At 73.0% G+C, this 23,365-nt stretch carries 22 protein-coding genes; 13 read left to right on the forward strand and 9 right to left on the reverse strand.

The window, feature by feature from the left end; genetic code table 11:
• Positions 1 to 41: 41 nt before the first annotated feature.
• Positions 42 to 1,049: an ATP-binding cassette domain-containing protein gene (locus AB0G52_RS17300; protein ID WP_361337160.1), complete on the forward strand. Its 1,008-nt coding sequence runs from the start codon at positions 42 to 44 to the stop codon at positions 1,047 to 1,049.
• Positions 1,046 to 1,855, forward strand: coding sequence for an ABC transporter permease (locus AB0G52_RS17305; RefSeq protein ID WP_361337161.1), 810 nt, complete (start codon positions 1,046 to 1,048; stop codon positions 1,853 to 1,855). The genes AB0G52_RS17300 and AB0G52_RS17305 overlap by 4 nt, the downstream gene beginning before the upstream one ends.
• Positions 1,856 to 1,871: 16 nt before the next feature.
• On the opposite strand, the gene AB0G52_RS17310 is transcribed toward AB0G52_RS17305, so the two are convergent.
• Positions 1,872 to 5,141: a BTAD domain-containing putative transcriptional regulator gene (locus tag AB0G52_RS17310; RefSeq protein WP_361337162.1), complete on the reverse strand. Its 3,270-nt coding sequence runs from the start codon at positions 5,139 to 5,141 to the stop codon at positions 1,872 to 1,874.
• A gap of 163 nt (positions 5,142 to 5,304) precedes the next feature.
• Here AB0G52_RS17310 and AB0G52_RS17315 point away from each other — a divergent pair, with 163 nt between their 5' ends.
• Positions 5,305 to 6,105, forward strand: coding sequence for a site-2 protease family protein (locus AB0G52_RS17315; protein ID WP_361337163.1), 801 nt, complete (start codon positions 5,305 to 5,307; stop codon positions 6,103 to 6,105).
• A gap of 47 nt (positions 6,106 to 6,152) precedes the next feature.
• Here AB0G52_RS17315 and map read toward each other — a convergent pair whose 3' ends face one another.
• Positions 6,153 to 7,010, reverse strand: a complete 858-nt coding sequence (gene map / locus AB0G52_RS17320; RefSeq protein ID WP_132886444.1) for a type I methionyl aminopeptidase — start codon at positions 7,008 to 7,010, stop codon at positions 6,153 to 6,155.
• A 58-nt stretch (positions 7,011 to 7,068) separates the two neighbouring features.
• On the opposite strand from map, the gene AB0G52_RS17325 reads away from it, so the two are divergent.
• A complete protein-coding gene (locus AB0G52_RS17325) occupies positions 7,069 to 7,302 on the forward strand; it encodes a hypothetical protein (protein ID WP_132886445.1) in 234 nt (77 codons plus the stop codon).
• A gap of 2 nt (positions 7,303 to 7,304) precedes the next feature.
• On the opposite strand, the gene AB0G52_RS17330 is transcribed toward AB0G52_RS17325, so the two are convergent.
• A complete protein-coding gene (locus AB0G52_RS17330) occupies positions 7,305 to 7,898 on the reverse strand; it encodes a hypothetical protein (RefSeq protein ID WP_132886446.1) in 594 nt (197 codons plus the stop codon).
• An 80-nt stretch (positions 7,899 to 7,978) separates the two neighbouring features.
• Between AB0G52_RS17330 and AB0G52_RS17335 the strand changes: the two genes are divergently transcribed.
• The 3 genes from AB0G52_RS17335 to AB0G52_RS17345 are packed head-to-tail and all read left to right on the forward strand — an operon-like array spanning position 7,979 to position 10,060.
• Positions 7,979 to 9,058 (forward strand): sialidase family protein, encoded by a 1,080-nt coding sequence (locus tag AB0G52_RS17335; protein ID WP_361337164.1) that lies wholly within the window; start codon positions 7,979 to 7,981, stop codon positions 9,056 to 9,058.
• Between the two features lie 38 nt (positions 9,059 to 9,096).
• A complete protein-coding gene (gene npdG, locus AB0G52_RS17340; RefSeq protein WP_132886448.1) occupies positions 9,097 to 9,804 on the forward strand; it encodes an NADPH-dependent F420 reductase in 708 nt (235 codons plus the stop codon).
• A 4-nt stretch (positions 9,805 to 9,808) separates the two neighbouring features.
• A complete protein-coding gene (locus tag AB0G52_RS17345; protein WP_361337165.1) occupies positions 9,809 to 10,060 on the forward strand; it encodes a hypothetical protein in 252 nt (83 codons plus the stop codon).
• Here AB0G52_RS17345 and AB0G52_RS17350 read toward each other — a convergent pair.
• Positions 10,018 to 10,722 (reverse strand): PhzF family phenazine biosynthesis protein, encoded by a 705-nt coding sequence (locus tag AB0G52_RS17350; RefSeq protein WP_132886450.1) that lies wholly within the window; start codon positions 10,720 to 10,722, stop codon positions 10,018 to 10,020. The two genes, AB0G52_RS17345 and AB0G52_RS17350, sit on opposite strands and share 43 nt — an antisense overlap.
• A gap of 134 nt (positions 10,723 to 10,856) precedes the next feature.
• Here AB0G52_RS17350 and efeO point away from each other — a divergent pair, with 134 nt between their 5' ends.
• From efeO to AB0G52_RS17370, 4 genes are read left to right on the forward strand one after another with little or no spacing between them, the layout of a single operon-like run.
• Positions 10,857 to 11,993, forward strand: a complete 1,137-nt coding sequence (efeO, locus tag AB0G52_RS17355) for an iron uptake system protein EfeO (protein ID WP_361337166.1) — start codon at positions 10,857 to 10,859, stop codon at positions 11,991 to 11,993.
• Positions 11,994 to 12,003: 10 nt separating this feature from the next.
• Positions 12,004 to 13,341, forward strand: coding sequence for an iron uptake transporter deferrochelatase/peroxidase subunit (gene efeB / locus AB0G52_RS17360; RefSeq protein ID WP_361337167.1), 1,338 nt, complete (start codon positions 12,004 to 12,006; stop codon positions 13,339 to 13,341).
• 3 nt (positions 13,342 to 13,344) lie between these two features.
• Positions 13,345 to 14,229 (forward strand): iron uptake transporter permease EfeU, encoded by an 885-nt coding sequence (gene efeU, locus AB0G52_RS17365; protein WP_361337168.1) that lies wholly within the window; start codon positions 13,345 to 13,347, stop codon positions 14,227 to 14,229.
• The gene (locus tag AB0G52_RS17370; RefSeq protein ID WP_361337169.1) at positions 14,177 to 15,178 is read left to right on the forward strand and encodes a hypothetical protein; all 1,002 of its coding nucleotides are present in this window, start codon (positions 14,177 to 14,179) and stop codon (positions 15,176 to 15,178) included. The genes efeU and AB0G52_RS17370 overlap by 53 nt, the downstream gene beginning before the upstream one ends.
• A gap of 55 nt (positions 15,179 to 15,233) precedes the next feature.
• On the opposite strand, the gene AB0G52_RS17375 is transcribed toward AB0G52_RS17370, so the two are convergent.
• From AB0G52_RS17375 to AB0G52_RS17390, 4 genes are all read right to left on the reverse strand, one after another.
• The gene (locus tag AB0G52_RS17375) at positions 15,234 to 15,983 is read right to left on the reverse strand and encodes a bifunctional DNA primase/polymerase (protein ID WP_132886456.1); all 750 of its coding nucleotides are present in this window, start codon (positions 15,981 to 15,983) and stop codon (positions 15,234 to 15,236) included.
• A 290-nt stretch (positions 15,984 to 16,273) separates the two neighbouring features.
• Positions 16,274 to 17,287, reverse strand: coding sequence for a small ribosomal subunit Rsm22 family protein (locus AB0G52_RS17380; RefSeq protein WP_361337170.1), 1,014 nt, complete (start codon positions 17,285 to 17,287; stop codon positions 16,274 to 16,276).
• Entirely contained in the window at positions 17,284 to 18,420 is a 1,137-nt protein-coding gene (locus tag AB0G52_RS17385) for a serine hydrolase domain-containing protein (protein ID WP_361337266.1), read from the reverse strand. Before AB0G52_RS17385 ends, AB0G52_RS17380 begins: the two co-directional genes overlap by 4 nt.
• Positions 18,417 to 19,826: a multidrug effflux MFS transporter gene (locus tag AB0G52_RS17390; protein WP_361337171.1), complete on the reverse strand. Its 1,410-nt coding sequence runs from the start codon at positions 19,824 to 19,826 to the stop codon at positions 18,417 to 18,419. The genes AB0G52_RS17385 and AB0G52_RS17390 overlap by 4 nt, the downstream gene beginning before the upstream one ends.
• A 124-nt stretch (positions 19,827 to 19,950) precedes the next feature.
• Here AB0G52_RS17390 and AB0G52_RS17395 point away from each other — a divergent pair, with 124 nt between their 5' ends.
• Together AB0G52_RS17395 and AB0G52_RS17400 are read left to right on the forward strand one after the other, a co-directional pair.
• The gene (locus tag AB0G52_RS17395) at positions 19,951 to 20,949 is read left to right on the forward strand and encodes a Gfo/Idh/MocA family oxidoreductase (protein ID WP_207921610.1); all 999 of its coding nucleotides are present in this window, start codon (positions 19,951 to 19,953) and stop codon (positions 20,947 to 20,949) included.
• A 34-nt stretch (positions 20,950 to 20,983) separates the two neighbouring features.
• Entirely contained in the window at positions 20,984 to 21,742 is a 759-nt protein-coding gene (locus tag AB0G52_RS17400; protein WP_361337172.1) for an SDR family oxidoreductase, read from the forward strand.
• Between the two features lie 239 nt (positions 21,743 to 21,981).
• On the opposite strand, the gene AB0G52_RS17405 is transcribed toward AB0G52_RS17400, so the two are convergent.
• Positions 21,982 to 23,232, reverse strand: a complete 1,251-nt coding sequence (locus AB0G52_RS17405) for a serine hydrolase (protein ID WP_132886461.1) — start codon at positions 23,230 to 23,232, stop codon at positions 21,982 to 21,984.
• Positions 23,233 to 23,365 lie beyond the last annotated feature (133 nt).

Genomic DNA, 23,365 nt, shown 5'->3' on the forward strand with positions numbered 1-23,365 from the left:
CTGTCGGTGGTTTGTCGGTGGCGCCTGGCACGGTTCTTCCCATGACGCGAATCGACGACAACGCCGTGTCCGTCCGGGGGCTGGTGAAGCACTACGGCGACACCAAGGCACTCGACGGAGTTGATCTGGACGTCCGCGAGGGCACCGTGATGGGTGTGCTCGGGCCGAACGGGGCCGGCAAGACGACCCTCGTACGCATCCTGTCCACGCTGCTGCGGCCCGACGCCGGGGAGGCGTTCGTCGCCGGGTACGACGTGCTGCGCCAGCCCCGCCGGCTGCGCCGGGTGATCGGGCTGACCGGTCAGTACGCCTCGGTGGACGAGAAGCTGCCGGGCTGGGAGAACCTGTACCTGATCGGACGGCTGCTGGACCTGTCCCGCAAGGACGCGCGGGCCCGGGCCGACGAACTGCTGGAGCGGTTCTCGCTGACCGAGGCCGCGCGCCGGCCCGCCGCCACCTACTCCGGCGGTATGCGGCGCCGCCTCGACCTCGCCGCCTCGATGATCGGGCACCCCCAGGTGCTCTTCCTGGACGAGCCCACCACCGGTCTCGACCCGCGCACCCGCAACGAGGTGTGGGCCGAGGTCAAGGCCATGGTCGGCGACGGCGTGACCGTCCTGCTGACCACCCAGTACATGGAGGAGGCCGAGCAGCTCGCCTCCGAACTGACCGTCGTGGACCGCGGGAAGGTCATCGCGAACGGCCGGGTGGAGGAGCTGAAGGCGAAGGTCGGCGGCCGGACGCTGCGGGTGCGGCCCGTCGACCCGTTGCAGGTGCGGCCGCTCGCCGAGATGATCGACGAGCTGGGCATCACCGGGCTCGCCTCGACGACCGTGGACACGGAGAGCGGCACCCTGCTGGTGCCGATCCTCAGCGACGAGCAGCTGACCGCGGTGGTCGGCGCCGTCACCGCGCGCGGTATCACCATCAGCTCCATCACCACCGAACTGCCCAGCCTGGACGAGGTGTTCCTGTCCCTCACCGGCCACCGGGCCAGTGCCCCGCAGGACCCCGAACCCACCGACGACCGTCAGGAGGTCGCCGTATGAGCGCCACCACCGTCCCCGCTGACGACGCCCCCATCCCGCTGCGCGCCCATCTGCGCCACACCGGAGCGCTGGTCCGCCGCAACCTGCTGTGGATCCGGCAGGACCCGGAGTCCATGTTCGACGCGCTGCTGATGCCGGTCGTCTTCACGCTGCTGTTCGTGTACGTCTTCGGCGGCTCGATCGGGCAGGCGCTCGGCGGCGGTCAGGAGGGCTACGTCCAGTACGTCATCCCGGGCATGATCGCGATGATGAGCATGACGCTCTCGCAGGGCGTCGGCACCGGGTTCAGCCAGGACTTCAACTCCGGTGTGATGGACCGGTTCCGGTCGCTGCCGATCGGGCGCGGCTCGGTGCTGTTCGCGAAGATCTCGGTGGAACTGGTGCGGATGCTGTTCGCGACCGCCGTGCTGATGATCGTCGCCGTGCTCGTCGGGTTCCACATCCACCACTGGGCCGGGCTGCTGGCCGCCGTGGGGCTGTCCGCGGTGTTCGCCTCCTCGATCATGTGGGTGTTCCTCACCCTGGGCGTGATCCTGAAGAACGCCCAGTCCGTGCAGGCCATGGGGTTCCTGGTGCTGTTCCCGCTCCAGTTCGGTTCCTCGATCTTCGCGCCGACGAACTCGATGCCGGGCTGGCTGCGGTCCTTCACCGACTACAACCCGCTGTCCACGCTCGCCGACGCCGCGCGCGGCCTGATGGTCGGCGGACCGGTGGCGCACGACCTGTGGGTGACGCTGGCCTGGTCGGCCGCGATCACCGCGGTGGCGGCGCCGTACGCGATCCACAAATTCCGTACGAAGAGCTGAGGGCCGCCGGGGGAGCTCAGACCAGGGCGGTGGCCTCCGCGAGGGAGAGGCCACCGCCCTCGGCGTACGCCGACGCGTAGACCCGGTCGTCGCCGACCGCGGTCCGGACCCTGGCCGCCGTCCGCTCGCGCATCGTGCGCTCGCTGCCGGTCGGCACGTGTCCGGGCGGCAGCAGGGCTTCGGCGGCGCCCAGGCAGCGGGCCGCGTCCGCGGCACGGGCACCGCCGTCGAGTCCGGCCAGGGCGAGTGCGGCGCCGGTCAGGCAGACGGACCGCAGATGCGGGGCGATGGCCTCGGTCAGCGGATCCGCGATGTGCCGGAACGCCTGCCTGAGCCGGGTCAGGGACTCGGCGTGGAAGCCCTCCAGGGCGTCCACCCAGCCCTCCTGGGTGAGGATCAGGGCGTCGAAGACGACGAAATGCGCGATCTTGAACTCCTCGCGCAGCAGCCGGAGTTGCTCGCGGGCCTCGGTGAGCCGGCCGTCCAGCATGAGCCAGCCGGACAGGAAGAGCCGCGCGGCGGGCCTCGCCTCGGTCGGGCCGTCGGCACGCTCCAGGACCTCGCGCAGCAGCCGCTCGCCGTCCTCGGCGTCACCGGCCTCCAGCAGCACGGTGCCGAGGCGGGCCTGGAGCACGTTGACCTGGGCGTGGGCGCCGAGCCGGGTGGCGTGCTCGACGGCGGCCCGGAAGTCGGCGGCGGCAGCCTGGAACTCTCCCCTGCGCTCCAGTGACTCGGCGCGCGCGGAGAGGGCCTCGGCGGTGCCCCAGTCGTCCCCGAGGCGGCGGAAGATCTCCAGCGACTCGTCGGCGTCGCGGGTGGCGTCACCGGCCCAGGCGGCGCGGTTGGCCAGCACGTTGGCCCGCATCTGGAGGGCGGCGGCCAGCTCCCACTCGTAGTCGGGTGTGCGGCGGCAGACGTCGACACCGTCATCCACGATGGTGCGCAGCCGGTCCATGCCGCCGGTCAGCATCACGGCGTAGAACCAGAACATGCCGGGGGCGCGGGAGGTCTGCGGCAGACCGGGACGGTAGACCTGGGTGACGGCGCGCAGCTTGGCCTGCGCGGCCGGGGTCTGCCAGACGTCCAGCTCGGTGTCCATGCAGGCCATGTGCGCCACGTGGACGCCGCGCCGGGCCTCGGTGAGCACCTCGCCGGTGTACGGCGGCGGGGCGGCGGTCAGACGCTGCCAGACCGGTTCGGCGGGGGTGACCGGTTCGGCGAAGGGATCGGGGCCGAGGGCCATGATCTCGCCGCACCAGGTGCGGGTCTCGATCCGCTGGTCGCGCATCTGCCAGTACCAGATCAGGGCGTGCGCGAGGCACAGCGCCTCTTGCTCGTCGCGGGCGGCGACGGCGTGCCGCAGGGCGGTGCGCAGGTTCTCGTACTCCAGCCCGAACCGTGCCAGCGCGCCGCGCTGGCCGGAGCCGCGCAGCAACGGGTCGGTGGTGCGGGCGAGTTCGCGGTAGTACGTCAGGTGGGCGCGTTCGGCGGCGGCCCGTTCGCCGCTCTCGTCGAGGCGTTCGCCCGCGTACTCGGCGACGGTCTCCAGGAGCCGGTAGCGCATCCCGCCGTCGACCGTCGAAGGGGCCGCCACCACCAGGGACTTGTCGACGAGGGAGCCGAGCGCGTCGAGGGCGGCGGGTCCGCAGACGGCCTCGGCGGCGGTCAGGTCGCAGCCGCCCGCGAAGACCGAGAGCCGGCCGAGGACGTCCCGTTCACCGGCGTCGAGCAGGTCCCAGGACCAGTCCACGACCGCGCGCAGGGTCTGCTGGCGGGGCAGCACGGTACGGCTGCCGGAGGTGAGCAGGCGGAAGCGGTCGTCCAGCCGGTCGGCGATCTGGCGCGGGGTGAGCATCCGGAGCCGGGCGGCGGCCAGTTCGATGGCGAGGGGCAGTCCGTCCAGGCGGCGGCAGATCTCGGCGCAGGCCGCCGCGGTCTCCTCGTCGGCGTCCACCGTGAACCCCGGGCGGGCCGCGGCACCCCGGTCGGCGAACAGCCGCAGCGCCACCGGATCGGGCAGCGGTTCCACCGGGCGCAGCAACTCTCCCGGCACGCCGAGCGGTTCGCGGCTGGTGGCCAGCACGGTCAGGTCCGGGCAGCGCTCCAGGAGCCGGGCCGCGAGGTCGGCCGCCGCGTCGACGACGTGCTCGCAGTTGTCGAGGATGATCAGCAGCCGGCGCCGGGCGCAGTGCTCGACGAGCCGCTCGACCGGGTCGTCGTGCCGGTCGGCGGCGGCCCGCATGCCCTCGGCGCCGGCGCCGTAGAGCACGGTCTCGCGGGCGCCGAGCGCGCTGAGCACCGCCTCGGGTACGGCGGCGGGATCGTCGACGGGGGCCAGCTCGGCGAGCCAGACCCCGTCCGGGGCGGCGGACCGCACGGTCTCGGCGGCCTCCTGCGACAGCCGGGTCTTGCCGGCCCCGCCGGGCCCGAGCAGGGTGACCAGCCGGGCGGCGCGGAGGTCGCCGCGGATGGTCTCGATGTCGGCCTCGCGTCCGACGAAGGAGGTGAGCCGGGCCCGCAGGTTGCCCGGGTGCGGCGCCGGTGCCGTCGGCGCCGGTATCGGCTCCAGCAACGCGGCGTGGAGGGCGCGCAGTTCGGGTCCCGGGTCGGAGCCGAGGCGGTCGGCGAGCAGGTGCCGTACGCCGTCGTAGGCGGCCAGCGCCTCGGCGGTGCGGCCGGTGGCGGCCAGCGCGCGCAGGCGCAGGGCCTGGAGCGGTTCGTCGAGCGGGTGGGCGTCGCACAGGGCGGTCAGCTCGGGCAGGGACTGCTCGGCCTGCCCGAGGGCGAGGGCGGCGGTGTGGCGGGCGCGCAGCGCGTCCAGGCGGCGGACGTCGGCACGGGCCGCCTCGGCGGTGCGGTCGGGCAGGTCGGCGAGGGCCGGGCCGTACCAGAGGGCGAGGGCGTCGTCGAGGGAGGTCGCCGCCTTGGCCGGGTCGCCGTCGGCGAGGGCGCGCAGGCCCTCGCCGGTGAGCCGTTCGAAGCGGTGCAGGTCGACGTCGTCGGGGGCGGCGGCGAGGCGGTAGCCGCCGCCGTCGGACACGATCGCGTCCGCGCCGAGGGCCCGTCGCAGCCGGCCGACCAGCGCCTGGAGCGCGCCGTTCGCGTCGGCGGGCGGGTCGTCGCACCAGACCTCGTCGACGAGCAGTCCGGCGGGCACCGGGCGGCCGGCCCGCAGCGCCAGCACGGCCAGCAGGGCACGCAGCCGCGCCCCGCCCACGGGGACGGCCGTACCGTCGGGGCGGAGTACCTGGGTGGTGCCGAGGATCCGATAGCGCACGGGGTTCATTGTCCCCGGGGACGCCCCCGCGGCGCCCGTGGGTTTCGGATGCGTACCGCCGAGCCGGAACCCGTGGCCCCGCGCACGACGTTCTTCCCACGTCACCTGTACGGTCGACCCCGCACGCCACCGCACCGCCACGTCCACCGACGCGACCCGGGAGTCCCCCGCCATGACCGCCACCACCACCCGCCCCAGCGACCGGCGGATCAGTCCCGTGTTCGTCGGGATCCTGGCCGTCACCGCGGTGACCGGGTGGGCCACCTGGTCCGGTTTCGCCCAGCAGCCCGGCGTCGCCGTGTTCCTCTTCGTGACGGCGGCGTGGATCGTCTCCCTCTGCCTGCACGAGTACGCGCACGCCCGTACCGCCCTGCACAGCGGGGACGTCACGGTGGGCGCGAAGGGCTATCTGACCCTGAACCCGCTGAAGTACACGCACGCGCTGCTGAGCATCGTGCTGCCGGTGGTGTTCGTGATCATGGGCGGGATCGGTCTGCCCGGCGGTGCGGTCTTCATCGAGCGCGGCCGGATCCGCGGCCGCTGGCGGCACAGCCTCGTCTCGGCGGCAGGACCGCTGACGAACGTGCTGTTCGCCGCCGTCTGCACCGCCCCCTTCTGGCTGGACGCCCTGGACGGCGTGCCGCGCGACTTCCGGTACGCCCTCGCCTTCCTCGCCCTGCTCCAGGTCACCGCCGCGATCCTGAACTTCCTGCCGGTGCCGGGCCTGGACGGCTACGGCGTGATCGAGCCCTGGCTGTCGTACGGCGTGAGGCGGCAGGTGGAGCCGTTCGCGCCGTTCGGCCTGCTGTTCGTGTTCGCGCTGCTGTGGGTGCCGTCGATCAACAGCGCGTTCTTCGACGTGATCGACGCGCTGCTGCGCCACCTGGGCGTCGACGGTTTCTCGCAGTACTGCGGCCAGGAGCTGTACCGGTTCTGGCAGGGCACGAACGAGTACTGCTCCGCCACCGGCTGACCGGCCCCCGCCCCGCCCCGGTGCGGGGCGGGATGCCGGGAGGGGCGCTACGGCAGGGTGAGGATGTCCGCGCCGGTGTCGGTCACCACCAGCGTGTGCTCGAACTGCGCGGTGCGCCTGCGGTCCTTGGTGACGACGGTCCAGCCGTCCTCCCACATGTCGTACTCGTGCGTCCCGAGCGTGAGCATCGGCTCGATGGTGAAGGTCATCCCGGGCTGCATCACGGTCGTCGCGTGCGGGCTGTCGTAGTGCGGGATGATCAGCCCGGAGTGGAACGACGAGCTGATGCCGTGCCCGGTGAAGTCGCGGACCACCCCGTAGCCGAACCGCTTGGCGTACGACTCGATGACCCGGCCGATGATGTTGATCTGGCGGCCCGGCCGGACCGCCTTGATCGCCCGGTTCAGGGACTCGCGGGTGCGCTCGACCAGCAGCCGGCTCTCCTCGTCGACGTCCCCGACCAGGTAGGTCGCGTTGTTGTCGCCGTGCACCCCGCCGATGTACGCCGTCACGTCCAGGTTGACGATGTCGCCGTCCTGGAGCACGGTCGAGTCCGGGATGCCGTGGCAGATGACCTCGTTGACGCTGGTGCACAGCGACTTGGGGAAGCCCCGGTAGCCGAGCGTGGAGGGGTAGGCCCCGTGGTCGCACATGTACTCGTGCGCGACCTTGTCCAGTTCGTCGGTGGTCACCCCCGGCGCGATGATCTTCGCGGCCTCCTCCATCGCCCGGGCGGCGATACGACCGGCGATCCGCATCGCCTCGATGGTCTCCGGGGTCTGCACCTCGGACCCGGTGTACGGGGTCGGCGCGGGTTTGCCGACGTACTCGGGTCGGCGGATGTTTCCGGGTACCGAACGGGTGGGAGAGAGCTCCCCTGGTACGAGCAGCGACTGGCCAGACATGTCAGCGAGTCTAACCAGCGGGCATGCGGGAACATGTGGATGGCGAAAGGAGCCGGTCATGGCCTTGTTCAAGAAGCGGACCGTCGCTAAGGCGGGCGAGTGGTACTACTGCCTGCAGCACAAGAAGGTCGAGGAGGGGCCGGACTGCCCCGCGAAGGACCGGTTCGGCCCCTACACCACCAGGGCCGAGGCGGAGCACGCCATGGAGACCGCCCGCGAACGCAACCTCGAGTGGGAGAACGACCCGCGGTGGCACGACGCGCCGGCCGGTGACTCCTCGGACGAGGCCTGACATCAGGGTGCCGGCGGCGGGGCCAGCAGCGTGTCCGCCAGCCTCGCCAGGCGGTCCCGGAAGCGGCGCCCCCGTGGGGACGGCCCGTTCTCGCCGGTCGCGGCGCTGACCAGGTGCTGGACCGTGTCGAGGTCCAGTTCCGCGCCCTCGGGGACGACGAGGGCCTCGTGCGCCATCGCGGTCAGCGCGTCGCCGGCGGTGGTGGACAGGGTCAGGACCGTGACGCCGGCGCGGCGGGCCGTGTGGACCCGTTCCAGCAGGGCCTGGGTCTCCCCCCGCGTCACCACCAGCAGCGTCTCGCCCCGGCGGGCGGCCTCGATGCGGCCGGGGCCGACCGCGAGGTGCGCGGGGTCGGTGGGGCGCGCGTCGTGCCGTACCAGGGTCGGCGCCAGTTCCGGCGTACCGGACCAGGCCGCCTCGTCCACCAGGTGCGCGGCGAGATGCCACGGCTCGTGACCGGGGGTGCCGGCCAGCAGCAGTCCCCCGCCGTGCGCCACCACCGAGCCGCGCAGCACCCCGGCGAATCTCCGCGTGGCCTGCAGCCACTCGGTCCCGGCGAGCACTTCGCGCAGCAACGCGACCCGTACGGCGTCCATGTCCCCGCATACTGCCGCAATCGGTCACTCGTGACGCGGTGTTCACCCCGAGTTCGCCCGACCCGGGGAGGAGGCGCCCCATGAGCGACGCGGCGGCAAGCATCCCCTTTCACGCGGGCACCGAGGGTTACGCCAGTTTCCGGATCCCCGCGGTGGTGGTGTCCCGGGCGGGTACGGTCCTCGCCTTCTGCGAGGGAAGAGCGGACTCGGCCGCCGACCACGGGCACATCGACATCGTGCTGAAGAGGTCGGGCGACGGCGGCCGTACCTGGGGAGCGCTCCAGGTCGCCGCGCGCAACGGGAGCGACCTGGCCGGCAACCCCGCCCCGGTCGTCCTGGACACCGGCCGGATCCTGCTGGTGCACGTGCGCAGCGCCGCCTCCGCCACCGAGGACGCCGTCCTGCGCGGGCAGGTGTCCGACGCGGACGGGCGGCGGGTGTGGGTGCAGCACAGCGACGACGACGGGGTGACGTGGTCCGACCCGGCCGAGATCACCGGGTCGGTGAAGAAGCCGGGGTGGCGGTGGTACGCGACCACCCCCGGACACGCTGTCCAGCTGCGGTCGGGACGGGTCGTCGTACCCGCCAACCACACCGTCCCGCCCACGGGCGGCGACGACGGGACCGAGGCGAAGTACAACAGCGGGCACTGTCTGCTCAGCGACGACCGCGGTGTGACGTGGTACCTCGGTTACGTCGACGAGAACACCGACGGGTACATCAACGTGAACGAGACCAGCGCCGCCGAACTCCCCGACGGACGCGTCTACTTCAACACCCGCAACGACTCGCCGGCGCCCGGGAACCGCGCCGACGCGCACTCGGAGGACGGCGGGCGGACCCTGGTCCGGCCGTTCCGGCCGCAGGCCGGGCTCGCCGCCCCCGTCTGCGAGGCCAGTGTGCTCCAACTCCGCGACCCGGACCTGCTGCTGTACTCCGGGCCCGCCGATCCGGCCGCCCGCGCCCTGATGACGATCCGCGCCTCCGCCGACGGAGGCACCACCTGGCGGTCCGCGTACACCGTGGACGGGCTGCCCGCGGCCTACTCCGATCTGGCCCGCGTCGACGCGGACACCGTGGGACTGCTGTACGAGACCGGTGACTTCAGCGCGTACACGACGATCACGTTCCGCCGGGTGCCGGTGAACCGGCTCACCTGACCGGGTACGGCCGCCCGCGCGGACGTAGAGTCGGCCCCATGACCTCTTCCGACAGTGCACAGCAGCCGGCCCCCGCCAAGGACCCCTGGGACCTGCCCGACGTCTCCGGCCTGGTCGTGGGTGTGCTCGGCGGCACCGGGCCGCAGGGCAAGGGCCTCGCCTACCGGCTGGCCCGGGCCGGCCAGAAGGTGATCATCGGTTCCCGGGCCGCGGAGCGCGCGCGGGCCGCCGCCGAGGAGCTCGGGCACGGCGTCGAGGGCGCCGACAACGCCGAGTGCGCGCGCCGCAGCGACATCGTGATCGTCGCCGTGCCGTGGGACGGGCACGGCAAGACGCTGGAGTCGCTGCGCGCGGAACTGGCCGGGAAGCTGGTCGTGGACTGCGTCAACCCGCTCGGCTTCGACAAGAAGGGCGCCTACGCGCTCAAGCCGGAGGAGGGCAGCGCGGCCGAGCAGGCGGCGGCGCTGCTGCCCGACTCGCGGGTCACCGCGGCCTTCCACCACCTGTCGGCCGTGCTGCTCCAGGACCCGGAGATCGAGGAGATCGACACCGACGTGATGGTGCTGGGCGAGGCGCGGGCCGACGTGGAGACCGTGCAGGCGCTGGCCGGGCGGATCGCCGGGATGCGGGGCGTCTTCGCGGGGCGGCTGCGCAACGCCCACCAGGTGGAGTCGCTGGTCGCGAACCTGATCTCGGTCAACCGCCGCTACAAGGCACACGCCGGGCTCCGCGTCACGGACGTGTGAGCGGATGGGGGACACTGGTGGGCGCCAGCAGTGTCCCCGCGCCCGATCCCGCGCCCGTCAGGAAAGCGACCCCATGCCCCGCCTCGCCCTCTACGCCCTGGCCGTCTGCGTCCTCGCCGTCGTCGCCGCCGTCATCTCCTTCGTCCAGGGCAGCTGGCCGGTCGGCGTGGTCTGGGTGCTGCTGACGGGTGTGTCGTCCAACATGGCCTGGTACTACACGCGGCGCGGCCGGGGCGGGAAGCCGACCGCCGGCTGAGCCCCCGGCTGCTTCTCCGGGCCCTCCAGGAGGACCCGCCCGCCGATCTCCACCCAGCCGTACGGCTGCGGTGCCGTGAGGATCTGCGAGCCCTTGCCCTGGGTGATGTTCAGGGCGCGGCCCAGCCGGTCGGTGAGCAGCAGGGCCGCGGCCCCGGTCGCCTCGTCCTCCTCGATCCCGTCGTCGCGGCCGGGGAAGCCGCGGGCGCGGACCCGGCCGGCCGACTCGTCCTCCCAGGCCCAGGCGTAGACCCACTCCCCCGGTGGCGGCACCGGCAGCGCGTCCACCTCGGCGGCCGTGGCGTACTGGCGCAGGGTGCGCGGCGGGACCCACTCCGGGAGCGCCTCGATCCAGCTGAACTCCCCGTCCAGCCGGGCGCCGACCACCCCGGCGGGGGTGACCAGTTCGGGTACGTCCAGCAGCCAGGCCGTGCCGACGCACGGGTGCCCGGCGAAGGGCAGGCGCAGGGTGGGGGTGTAGATGTCGACGACCCCGCGCTCCGGGTCGTCCACGAACACGGTCTCGCTGAACCCGAGTTTCCCGGCCAGCGCCTGCCGCTCCTCCCGCTCGGGCAGTCCCGAGCCGTCGCGGACGACGCCGAGTTCGTTGCCGTATCCGCCGTTCGCCGCGCAGAAGACACGCAGCACGTCGTAGTCAGTCACTCCGGAATTGAAGCATCCGCGATCCTGCCGGTGATTTTCCTGTGTCGGGTGAATCACACCCCGCATGGGTATGAGTGAGGTAAGGCTCAGGTAAGTTAGGGCAGCCTCACCACACCGTCTCGCCGGGAGCCTGCATGCGTGCCGTCCGACTCACCGTCACCGCCGCCGCCACCGCGGCGGCTCTGACCGCCCTCGCGGCCTGCACGGCGAAGAGCGACGCCAAGGGCAGTGACGCGATCCGGGTGACCGCCGCCGACTCCACCTGCGAGACCTCGGCGACGTCGGTCCCCGCCGGCCACGTCACCCTCGCCATCGAGAACAAGGGCTCCAGGGCCACCGAGGTCGAGATCCTCTTCCCCGACGACCGGATCGTCTCCGAGAAGGAGAACATCGGACCGGGGACCAAGTACACGCTGACCGCCGAGGTGAAGGCCGGGTCGTACGAGATAGCCTGCCGGCCCGGGATGAAGGGGCACGGCATCCGGCAGAAGCTCACCGTCACCGGCTCCGGCACGGTCGCCAAGCGCGACCCGGCGCTCGACAAGGCCGTCGCCGACTACCGCGCGTACGCCCAGGAGCAGGCCGACGCCACCGTGCCGCTCGCACGGACCTTCGCCGACGCCGTCAAGGCCGGGGACCTGGACGCCGCCCGGAAGGCGTACTCCCCCTCGCGGCTCGGCTGGGAGCGCACCGAGCCGATCGCCGAGTCCTTCGGTGACATCGACCCGAAGACCGACACCCGTGCCGACGGCCTGGAAGAGGGCCAGAAGTGGACCGGCTGGCACCGGCTCGAGAAGTCCCTGTGGGCCGACAAGAAGACCGGCGCCACGGAGGCGGCGCTCGCCGACCAGCTCGTCGCCGACCTGACCGACTGGCAGAAGCGGGTCGGCAAGGCCGAGATCACCCCGACCTCCATGGCCAACGGCGCCAAGGAGCTGCTCGACGAGGTCGCCACCGGCAAGGTCACCGGCGAGGAGGACCGCTACTCCCACACCGACCTGGTCGACTTCAAGGCCAACGTCGAGGGCGCCCAGAAGGCCTACGAGCTGCTCAAGCCGGTCGCCACGAAGAACGACCGGGCCCTGACCGCCGAACTCGACCGGCAGTTCGCCGCCCTGGACACGCTGCTCGACACGTACCGGTCCGACAAGACGTCCTACGACTTCGTCTCCTACGACAAGGTCACCAAGGATCAGCGCAAGGAGCTGTCCGACGCGGTCAACGCCCTCGCCGAGCCGCTGTCCAAGCTCGCCGCGGCCGTCGTCAAGTAAGGGGCCGGAGATGACGACCGAGAAGACGAACCCCTCACGACGGGCGCTCATCGGCTGGGGCGGTGCCGGGCTCGCGCTCGGCGCGGCGGTGGCCGGGGGCGCGGTGGCGGTGGCCGAGGCCGGCCAGGACACGGCCCCGGCGAGCACCGCCGGGAGCGGGGGCGCGGTGGAGTTCCACGGCGCCCACCAGGCCGGTATCGCCACGCCCGTCCAGGACCGGCTGCACTTCGCCGCGTTCGACGTGAAGACCGACGACCGGGACGCGTTCGTCCAGTTGCTGAAGGACTGGACCGCGGCGGCCCGCCGGATGACCGCCGGGAAGGCGGTCGGCGAGGGGGCGTACGGCGGACTCGCCGAGGCGCCGCCGGACGACACCGGTGAGGCGCTCGGGCTCCAGCCGTCCCGGCTGACGCTGACGATCGGCTTCGGCCCCTCCCTGTTCGAGAAGTTCGGGCTCGCCGGGCAGCGGCCGGCCGCCCTCGTGGACCTGCCGAAGTTCCCCGGGGACAACCTCGACAGGGCCCGGACCGGCGGCGACCTGTGCGTCCAGGCCTGCGCCGACGATCCGCAGGTCGCCGTGCACGCCATCCGCAACCTCGCCCGGATCGGCTTCGGCAAGGTCGCCGTCCGCTGGTCCCAACTCGGCTTCGGGAAGACCTCGTCGACCACCCCGGACGCCCAGACCCCGCGCAACCTCATGGGATTCAAGGACGGCACCCGCAACATCGCGGGCACCGAGACCGACCGGCTGGACAAGTTCGTCTGGGCGGCGGAGGGGGACGGCCCGGCCTGGATGACCGGGGGGTCGTACCTGGTCGCCCGGCGCATCCGCATGAACATCGAGACCTGGGACCGCGCTTCGCTCCAGGAGCAGGAGGACGTGTTCGGGCGGGACAAGGGCGAAGGCGCACCGGTCGGCAAGGCCAAGGAGCACGACGAGCCGTTCCTGAAGGCGATGAAGCCCGACGCCCACGTGCGCCTCGCGCACCCCGACTCCAACGGCGGGATCACCATCCTGCGCCGGGGCTACTCGTTCACCGACGGCACCGACGGGCTCGGGCGGCTGGACGCCGGGCTGTTCTTCCTCGCCTACATGCGTGACGTGCGCAAGGGGTTCATCCCGTTGCAGCGCAAGCTGTCCGCCTCCGACGCGCTCAACGACTACATCCAGCACGTGGGTTCGGCGGTCTTCGCGGTCCCGCCCGGCGTCCGGGACGAGGACGACTGGTGGGGCCGGACGCTGTTCTCCGGGTCCGCGGGGTCCTCCGGGGCTTCCGGGTCCGCCGGGGCTTCCGGGTCCGCCGGGGCTTCCGCTTCCGGGTCTTCCGATTCCGCCAAGGGGGCGTGATCCGTGTTCTCCAACTACCTGATCGGTCTGCGGGAGGGCCTGGAGGCCTCGCTCGTCGTCTGCATCCTCATCGCCTACCTGGTCAAGACCGGGCGGACGGACGCCCTGAAGCCGATCTGGACCGGTATCGGCGTGGCCGTGCTCATCGCCATGGGCTTCGGGTGTGCGCTCGAATTCGGCTCCCAGGAGCTCACGTTCGAGGCGCAGGAGGCGCTCGGCGGGTCGCTGTCCGTCATCGCGGTCGGCCTGGTGACGTGGATGGTGTTCTGGATGCGGCGCACCGCCCGGCACCTGAAGTCGGAGCTGCACGGCAAGCTCGACGCGGCCCTCGCGATGGGCACCGGCGCGCTGGTCGCCACCGCGTTCCTCGCCGTGGGCCGGGAGGGCCTGGAGACCGCGCTGTTCGTGTGGGCGTCCGTGCACGCGGCCAGCGACGGCACCCCGCGCCCGCTGATCGGCGTGGCGCTCGGCCTGGCCACCGCCGTGTTCCTCGGCTGGCTCTTCTACCGGGGCGCCCTGAAGATCAACCTGGCGAGGTTCTTCACCTGGACCGGCGGCATGCTGGTCGTGGTGGCGGCGGGCGTGCTGGCGTACGGCTTCCACGACCTCCAGGAGGCCGACTGGATCCCGGGGCTGACGAACCAGGCCTTCGACATCAGCGGCACCATCCCGCCGGACAGCTGGTACGGGACGCTGCTCAAGGGCGTGTTCAACTTCCAGCCCGACCCGACCGTGCTCCAGGTCACGGTGTGGCTGCTGTACCTGGTCCCCACGCTCGTCCTCTTCTTCGCCCCGGTAGGGTTCGCCTCCGGGAAGGGGAAGGTGAAGGCACCTCATGACGCACCTGACGACCAGGGGTCGCGGCCCTCGACGGCTCCGCGGGCGTGACCGGAAGGCGCTCCTGGCGGTCTCGCTGACCGTCCTGTCACTGACGGCGAGCGGGTGCGTGGTGGTGCACGGGGAGCGCGAGGTGCTCCCCACCACCACCCGCGCCGAAGCGGCGAAGGCGCTGCGGCAGTTCACGGACGCGTACAACAAGGCCGACAAGGCGTACGACGGTTCCCTGGACGCGGACCGCACGACCGGCGCCCTCGCCGACATCGACTCCGCGCGTCTGAAGGCCGGGCACGTCAACAGCCCCGGCGGCAACTCCGGCCACTCCGCGCTGGAGTTCGACGACGTCACCTACACCATCCCCAAGAAGGCGGGCTGGCCCCGCTGGTTCCTCGCCGACGCGCACGGCAACAAGGGCGGCGACGACCGCTGGCTGCTGGTCTTCACCCGCGACAGCCTCTCCGAACCGTTCCAGGTGGCGTATCTGACGCTGGTCGCCCCGGGCGACGTGCCGAAGTTCCCGACCGACAAGGACGGCTGGGCCGAGGCCGTACCGGCGAACAGCACCCGGCTCGCCGTCCCGCCGGGCGACCTGGGCCAGGACTACGTCACGTACCTGAAGAGCGGCGGTGGGGTCTTCGCGGCCGGCGCGCACACCAGCGGCTGGCGGACGGACCGCAGGAAGTCGACCAAGCCGGGGCTCGCCACCCAGTACATCGACGAGCCGCTCACCGGCGGCGACTACGCCCCGCTCGCGCTGCGCACCGCCGACGGCGGGGCACTGGTGTTCTTCGCCACCCGCTACTACGCCAAGCAGACCGCCGCCGCGGGCACCGCGGTGCCGGTCCAGAACCAGGACGTCAAGGCGCTCACCAAGGGGGAGATCAAGCAGTCGCTGACGATGCAGTTCGTCTCCAACCAGGTGGCCCTGGACCCGGCGGGCACCGGGAAGGTGTCGGTCCTCGGGCGCATCCAGGGGCTGACGTCCGCACAGGGGTCCTGAACTCCGCCGAGGGGCCGCCTCGGGAGCCCGGGAGGCACGGTCAGCGCCGCAGCGGTCAGCGCCGCTGCGGCCAGGCGGCCGCCGCCTGACCGGGCTCCTCCCCCGCGTGCCGGGCACAGGCGTCGGTGAGGGTCTCCAGCAGGCTCAGCGGGTCGGGCAGCGCGTGCTCGGGGCCGCGTACCCAGTGCACGCGCCGGTCGTCGTCGCCGGGCAGGCGGGCGGGCGGCACCAGGACGTACGACCCCCGGCAGTGCCAGCGCAGCCCGGGGTGCTCGTCCATGGTCTCGGGGTGGCAGTCCAGCTCGCACGGCCACCACTCGTCCTCGTCCTCGGGGGTGCCGCGGGTGAGGGTGAAGAACAGCATGCGGCCGTCGTCGCTCTCGGCGACCGGGCCGACCTCCACACCGCTCGCGAGCAGCCGCTCCAGCGCCTGCCGGCCGGCTTCCAGCGGGACGTCCAGGACGTCGTGGGTCATGCCGGTCGCGGTGATGAAGTTGGCCTGCGGCTGGTGCCGGGCCCAGCGTTCGATCTGGGCGCGGTCGGTGGTGGACTGCGTCTGCCAGGCGAACGACACCGGGTGCCGGGCGGGGGTCGGACAGCCCACGCGGTCGCAGGAGCAGCCGTAGCCGGGGGCGGGGTGGGCGGCGGGGGCCAGCGGGAGGCCGGCCGCGGCGGCGGCGAGCAGCAGGTCCTCACGGGTGTCGTCGGCGGCGGCTGTCTCCTTCGGGCGGCGTCCGAGCAGCCACTGGGAGAGTTTGCCCTGCCGACCGCTCCGACCACTCCGACCGCCGAACGTCGCGCTCATCTATCGCCCTCGCCTCGCTGTGGTCCCGACAGCATGCCTTATGGTCCCATCTGGGCGTGAAGGGGGGTACGGGGGGCGGGAGCGCATTGCGGTGGTGAGGGGGGTTTGCGGGGGTTACAGGGGCTCACGCCCGCGGCGGATCTCGCGGAGGTTAGAGGGCTTCACGCCCGCGGCACCCTTCGCCGGAGTGAGAAGGCCCCACGGCCTGGGCGGGCCTCGCGGAGGTGAGAAGGCATCGCGAGCCGAATGTCGACTCACGGCCGTTAGAGGGCCTCACGCCCGTCACACCGTCACTCCTTCCGGTCTCCCGGCGGCCACGGGTCTCCCCAGTCCGCGTCCCGTGCCGCCCGGTACAGGTCGCCGTGGCGTTTGGTGACCGTCGTCCGGCGCAGCTGCTCGTCGGGCTCGCACAGGTCGAGCAGGACCTGGCCCTTGCGGATCTGGGGCCGGCGCACCACCCGGGCCGGGGCGGGGTCGGCCGGCAGGCGGGTGGCGGCGACGTAGCTGAACTTCTCGTCCTCGTAGGGCAGTGAGCCGCCCTTGACCTGGCGGTGCAGGGAGGAGCGGCTGACCCGGGCGGAGAAGTGGCACCAGTCCGTGCCGGGGACGATCGGGCAGGCGGCGCTGTGCGGGCAGGGCGCGGCGATCCGGAAACCGGCCGCGACCAGGCGGTCCCTGGCCTCGATGATCCGGGCGTAGCCGGCCGGGGTGCCGGCCTCGACGATCACCACGGACCGCGCGGCGGCCGCGGCGGCGGTGACGAGGGCGGCCCGGTCCGCCTCGTCGAGTTCGTTCAGGACGTACGACACCGTGACCAGATCGGTGCTCTCGATGGTGAGCGCCGCTCCGATCCGGGAGCGCCGCCACGACGCCTGGCGCAGCGCCGGGTTCGCCGCGGCGATCTCCCTGCCGAGGGCCAGCGCGGGCTCGGCCCAGTCGAGGACCGTCACCGGCCGTACCCCGGCCCAGGTGTCGGTCACCGCCCAGGTGGCCGCGCCCGTCCCGCCGCCGACGTCCACGTGGCTGTCCGGCGCCCAGCCCTCCGGCAGCGCGTCGGCGAACTCGGCCAGCGCCGACCGTACCGCCTCGAAGGTCGCCGGCATCCGGTACGCCGCGTAGGCCACCACGTCGGCCCGGTCCCGCAGGATCGGTGCGTCGGTCGGGGTGGCGCCGCGGTAGTTGGCGATCAGCCGGTCGACCGCGCCCGCGGCCTGCCGGGGCGGGAGGCCGTCGAGGAGGTGGCCGAGGGTGGCACGGAGCCGGTCGGCCGGGGCCGCGAGGTCGTTCGCTGCGGGGTGGTTCACCCGGCGATTGTATGGACAGCCCGGGCGAGGCGGGTCGCCGCGGCGGCCCGGGGTGCGCTGTCCGCGGGCCGCCGCACCGGGTGCACGGTGTTGGCCAGCAGGACCAGGAAGCTGTCCGTGGCCCGGTCGAGGACGAGGCTCGTCCCCGTGAACCCGGTGTGCCCGGCCGCGCCCCGCCCCGCCAGTTCGCCCATGAACCACGGCTGGTCGACGACGAACCCCAGTCCGGGCGGGCTCAGCAGCAGGTCCACGAAGTCCGGGCCGAGGATGCGGGCCGGTCCGTAGGCGCCGCCGGCGAGCAGGGCGCGGCAGAAGACCGCCAGGTCGCGCGCGGTGGCGAACAGACCCGCGTGCCCGGCCACCCCGCCCAGCGCCCAGGCGTTCTCGTCGTGCACGACACCGCGCAGCATCCCCCGGTCCGCCTTGGCCCACGGCCGCCGCTGGTCCTCGGTGGCCGCCGCGCCGGGGCAGGGCCCGAAGTCGGTGGCGGCCATCCCCAGCGGGCGGGTGATGCCGTCGCGCACGAGGACGTCGAGGGTGCGGCCGGTGATGCGCTCCAGGACGTGCTGGAGCAGCAGCATGTTCAGGTCGGAGTAGCGGTGGACGCCGGGCGGGGAGCTGGGTGCCTCGGCACGCAGCAGGTCGAGGCGGGCGGCGGCGTCCGGGCAGTCGTACAGCGGGAGTTCGGGGCGCAGGCCGGAGGTGTGGGTGAGGAGCTGGCGGACGGTGATGCCGTGGGCGGCGGCCGCGTGGAAGTCGGGGAGGTAGGCGCCGACGCGGGCGTCGATGCCGAGGGTGCCGCGTTCCAGCTGCTGCACGGCGGCGACCGCGGTGCAGAGTTTGGTGAGGGAGGCCACGTCGAAGGGGGTGTCGACGGTCATCGGGACCCGGTCGGCGGGCGGCAGTTCGACACCCGCGTCGGTCTCGGGGTCGTACCGGGACCAGCGCACGGCCCAGCCCGCGGCCTGCTGCACGGCGATCACGGGGCCGCGGCCGGCGACCACGACGGCCCCCGCCGCCCAGGGCCGCTCCCCGGTGGTCAGGTCGCGCACCTCGCGGACGAGGTGTCTGAGTTCCGCTGGGTCGAGACCGGCCCGTTCCGGTGTCTCGACGCGCAGTCTCGGCACGCTCAGCGCTCTTCCGCCTTTCTCGGCTCCGCCCGAACGGGGACACCCCCATTCTCCGTTCCCGCACGGGTGTTCGCCCGCGCGTCCCAGGGACGGCACATTCCCATGAAGCAGGCCAGTGCCACCAGTGCCCCCGCCAGTTGGACGACCGCCATGGGCACGGCGGTTCTCTCCCCGGCGATCCCGACCAGCGGCGAGGCGACCGCGCCGACCAGGAACGACGTGGTGCCGAGCAGCGCGGACGCGGAACCGGCGGCGTGCCGGGTGCGCAGCAGGGCGAGGGACTGGGCGTTGGGGAGGGTGACGCCCATCGCGGACATCAGGACGAAGAGGGCGGCGGCGACGGGGGCGAGCCCGACCGGGCCGAGGGCGCCGGTGGACATCAGCAGCAGGGCGGTGGCGGCGAGGACGGTGACCACCAGGCCCACGCCGAGCACCTTGTCCAGGCTGACCCGGCCGACCAGCAGCTTGCCGTTGACCTGTCCGGCGATCACCAGCCCGACGGAGTTGAGGCCGAAGAGCAGACTGAAGGTCTGCGGGGAGGCGCCGTAGATCTCCTGGATGACGAACGGGGAGGCACTTATGTATGCGAAGAGGGCGGCGAAGGCGAAGCCGCCCGCGAGCATGTAGCCGGTGAAGGGGAGGTCGGCGAGGAGGCCGCGCATCGCGCGCACGGCCCCGGCCGCTCCCCCGGCGTGCCGGTCGGCGGGCGGCAGGGTCTCGGGGAGCTTGACGAGGACCAGCGCGGCGAGCGCCGCTCCGACGACGGTGAGGACGACGAAGACACCCCGCCAGTCCGTCACCCGCAGGATCTGCCCGCCGATCAGCGGGGCCACGATCGGGGCCGCCCCGGAGACCAGCATCAGGGTGGAGAAGAAGCGGGCCATGGCGTCCCCGTCGTACAGGTCGCGTACGACGGCCCGGGCGATGACGATGCCCGCGGCGCCCGCGAGGCCCTGGGCGAGCCGGAGGGCGACGAGGGTCTCGACGTCGGGGGCGACGGCGCACAGGGCGGTGGCGACGAGGTAGACGGCGAGACCTGTCAGCAGCGGGCGGCGGCGTCCCCAGCGGTCGCTCATCGGGCCGACGGCGAGCTGCCCCAGGGCCATGCCGGCGAGGCAGGCGGTGAGGGTGAGCTGGACGGTGGCGGCGGGGGCGTGCAGGGAGCGGGTGACCTCGGGCAGCGAGGGGAGGTACATGTCCATCGCCAGCGGGGGCGTCGCGGTGAGCCCGCCGAGGACCAGGACGAGGAGGAGTCCGGCACGGCGGGCGACGGGTGGCGCGGCGGAGGGCGGCGCGGCGGCGGGCGGCGCGGCGGCGGGCGGCGCGGCGGCGGGCGGCGCGGCCGCGGTGTCTCGGGATACGGCGGTGTCCTGGGCGCCTGGTGTCGTCGGCGCCGGCTGCTCGGGCATGGTCCCCCCACTGCGTAGGTCTCGCGGTACGGGTCCGCTCTTGCTGGACCCGGTCGGCCCCCGCATATGCTCTCAGCTCGTACAGACTGCCTGGAAACACATGAGCGAGGGTGGGGCTGCCGGGATGGCTGAGCAGAGTGTGCGGTGGGGGATCCTGGCGACGGGCGGGATCGCGGCGGCCTTCGCGGCGGACCTGGTGGATCTGCCCGACGCGGAGATCACGGCGGTCGCCTCGCGGTCGCCGGAGTCGGCGCGGGCCTTCGCGGAGCGGTTCGGGATCGAGCGGGCCTACGGCGACTGGGAGTCGCTGGCCCGGGACGAGGACGTCGACGTCGTGTACGTCGCCACTCCGCACGCGGCGCACCGGGCGGCCGCCGGGCTCTGCCTGCGGGCGGGGCGCAACGTGCTGTGCGAGAAGGCGTTCACGGTCAACAGCCGGGAGGCCGAGGAACTCGTCGCGCTGGCGAAGGAGCACGACCGCTTCCTGATGGAGGCGATGTGGACGTACTGCAACCCGCTGGTGCGGCGGCTGACGGCGCTGGTCCGGGACGGGGCGATCGGCGAGGTGCGGACCGTGCAGGCGGACTTCGGCCTGGAGGGGCCGTTCCCGCCGGCCCACCGGCTGCGGGACCCGGCGCTGGGCGGGGGCGCGCTCCTCGACCTGGGCGTGTACCCGGTGTCGTTCGCGCACCTGCTGCTCGGGGAGCCGGACGGGATGTCGGCGCGAGCGGTGCTCTCGGAGGAGGGCGTCGATCTCCAGACGGGTGCGCTGCTCTCATGGGAGAGCGGCGCTCTCGCCCTGGTGCACTGTTCCATCGTCGGCGGTACCGGCAACGGCGCCTCGATCACCGGCTCGCACGGCCGGATCGACATTCCGGACGGCTTCTTCCACCCCGAGCGCTTCGTCCTGCACCGCGACGGCCGCGACCCGGAGGAGTTCGCCATGGACCCGGCCGACGGCCCCCGCAACACCCTGCGCCACGAGGCCCGTGAGGTCATGCGGGCCCTGCGGGCCGGCGAGAAGGAGTCCCCGCTCGTCCCGCTGACCGGCACCCTGGCGGTCATGCGCACCCTGGACACCCTCCGGGAGCAGATCGGGGTGCGCTACCCCGGGGAAGCGTGACCTGACCCGGCCGCCCTCCGTAGGGTGCGGCCCCATGGATGCCAAGCAATCGAAGATCGCGGTCGTCACCGGTGCGGGTTCGGGGATCGGGCGGGCCGTCGCCGTCGAGCTGTTGAGGGCCGGCTGGTCGGTGGCGCTGGCCGGCCGCCGCCCGGACACGCTGAAGGCGACCGCGGCGCTGGTGCCCGAGGGCGCCGCCCTGGCCGTCCGCACGGACGTGGCGGTGGAGCGGGACGTCGACGGGCTGTTCGCGGCGGCCGTGGACCGGTTCGGGCGGATCGACCTGCTGTTCAACAACGCCGGGACGTTCGGGCCCGGCGGAGTGGCCGTCGAGGACCTGTCGTACGACGCGTGGCGGCACGTCGTGGACACGAACCTCAACGGGGCGTTCCTGTGCGCGCAGGCCGCCTTCCGGCAGATGAAGGAGCAGGACCCGCAGGGCGGCCGGATCATCAACAACGGGTCGATCTCGGCGCACACGCCCCGCCCGCGCTCCGTCGCCTACACCGCGACCAAGCACGCGCTGACCGGGCTCACCAAGTCGCTCTCGCTGGACGGGCGGCCCTACGGGATCGCGGTCGGGCAGATCGACATCGGCAATGCGGCCACCGAGATGACGGCCCGGATGGAGACCGGCGCGCTCCAGGCGAACGGGGAGGTCGTCCCGGAACCGGTGATGGACGTGGCCGACGTGGCGCGCACCGTGCGGCACATGGCCGAACTGCCGCTGTCGGCGAACGTGCAGTTCGCGACGGTGCTGGCGACGGCGATGCCGTACGTGGGGCGGGGCTGAACGGCCGTTCAGCCAGGGCCTTCGCAATCCACACAAGCGGAATACTCGCCTCCGCGGTATTGCGGCCGGTAACAGGCCTATGCTCGACTCTTCTCCACCAGAACTTCACACTTGGGGCTCTGGGGTTCCGCCGACCATCCCGAGGGGGGAGGCGGCAGCCGTCCCACCGGACCGGGTGGGGGTGGACCCGCGTGGGACCGCGGGTACGCACCGGCGGGTGGGACGGCTGCCGCGAGACGTCAACTCCGCTGCGCGTCGTTCGAGTCGGGCCGGGTGTTCGCATCGGGCCCGGCGGCGGCCCTCGCGCGCCGGCGCCGACGGGGCTCGGCGCCGGCACCGGCACCGGCGGCGGCCGTCGCGCGGCGTCGGCGCAGCGCCCAGCCCCCGGCACCCAGCAGCCCCAGCGTCAGAGCCCCGCCCTCCGCGAGCCGCCACGGCGAAGGACCGGACGACGACGCGGCCGCCCCCGTACCGGCCGCCCCCGCGGCCCCCTTGCCGTCGGAGGCGGACGAGCCCGCCCTCGCCCCGCCCTCGCTCAGCGGATCGACCAGCACCCCCACCGACCGCGCCGTACTCCCGTTGCCGAAGCCCCAGTCGAGGAGCGCGGCGGTCTCCTCGTACACCGCGTTGGTGCCGGGGGCCGGATGCATGACGGTGACCAGCAGGGTGCGGCCGCCCCGGGTGGCACCGCCGGTGAAGGTGTTGCCGGCGTGACTGGTGTAGCCGTTCTTGACGCCGAACAGGCCCTTGTAGACGTCCAGTCCCCAGGCGCCGGTGAGCAGGCGGTCGGTGTTCTGGATCTGGAAGGTCTTCTTGCCGCCCGCCGGGAAGTTCGCGGTCCTCGTCCCGCAGTAGCCCCGGAACTCCGCGTCCTTCAGCCCGTGCCGGGCGAAGAGCGTCAGGTCGTAGGCGGACGACAGCTGGCCCGGGTGGTCGAAGCCGTCCGGGCTGACCACATGGGTGTCCAGGGCCTGCAGGTCGACCGCCTTGGCCTGCATCTCGGCGACGGTCTTCGCGATCCCGCCGTTCATGTGGGAAAGGACGTGCACGGCGTCGTTGCCGGAGCGCAGGAAGACGCCCTGCCACAGCTGCTCGACGGTGTAGGTGAGGCCGGGCTTGATCCCGACCAGGCTGGAGCCGGACGGGACGTCGGCGAGGTCGGAGTCCTTGACCTGGTAGCGCCCGCTGCGCTCGAACTTCTTCAGCACGGTGTCCGCGAACAGCATCTTCAGGGTGGAGGCGGGCGGCAGGCGCCGGTGCGCGGCGTACGAGGCGAGCACCTCTCCGCTCTCGCAGTCGGCCAGCAGCCAGGCCCGGGCGGTGATCTTCCTGGGGAAGCCGGTGGCGCCGCTCACCTGAATGCCGCCGCGTGCCAGCCGCTCGCCGCCTATCGCCGTGGTGGCGGAGGCCGGGGTCGCCGAGAGGACGGGCAGGGCAGCGGCCGTCAGCCCGAGGGCGGCACGCCGGGTCAGCCGAGAGGAATCGCGCATCCCGGGACCGTACACCGCGTCCAACAGCGGATTCCCCGGAGGACCCCCTCGCCCGGAAAGGAATTTGCTGTCTTATGAAAGTTCGATAAGAGTGCCGGTTTTCTCAGCCCTGACACATCTTTTACTCAGTACG

The organism is Streptomyces sp. NPDC021562 (assembly GCF_040640875.1).
GTDB lineage: Bacteria > Actinomycetota > Actinomycetes > Streptomycetales > Streptomycetaceae > Streptomyces.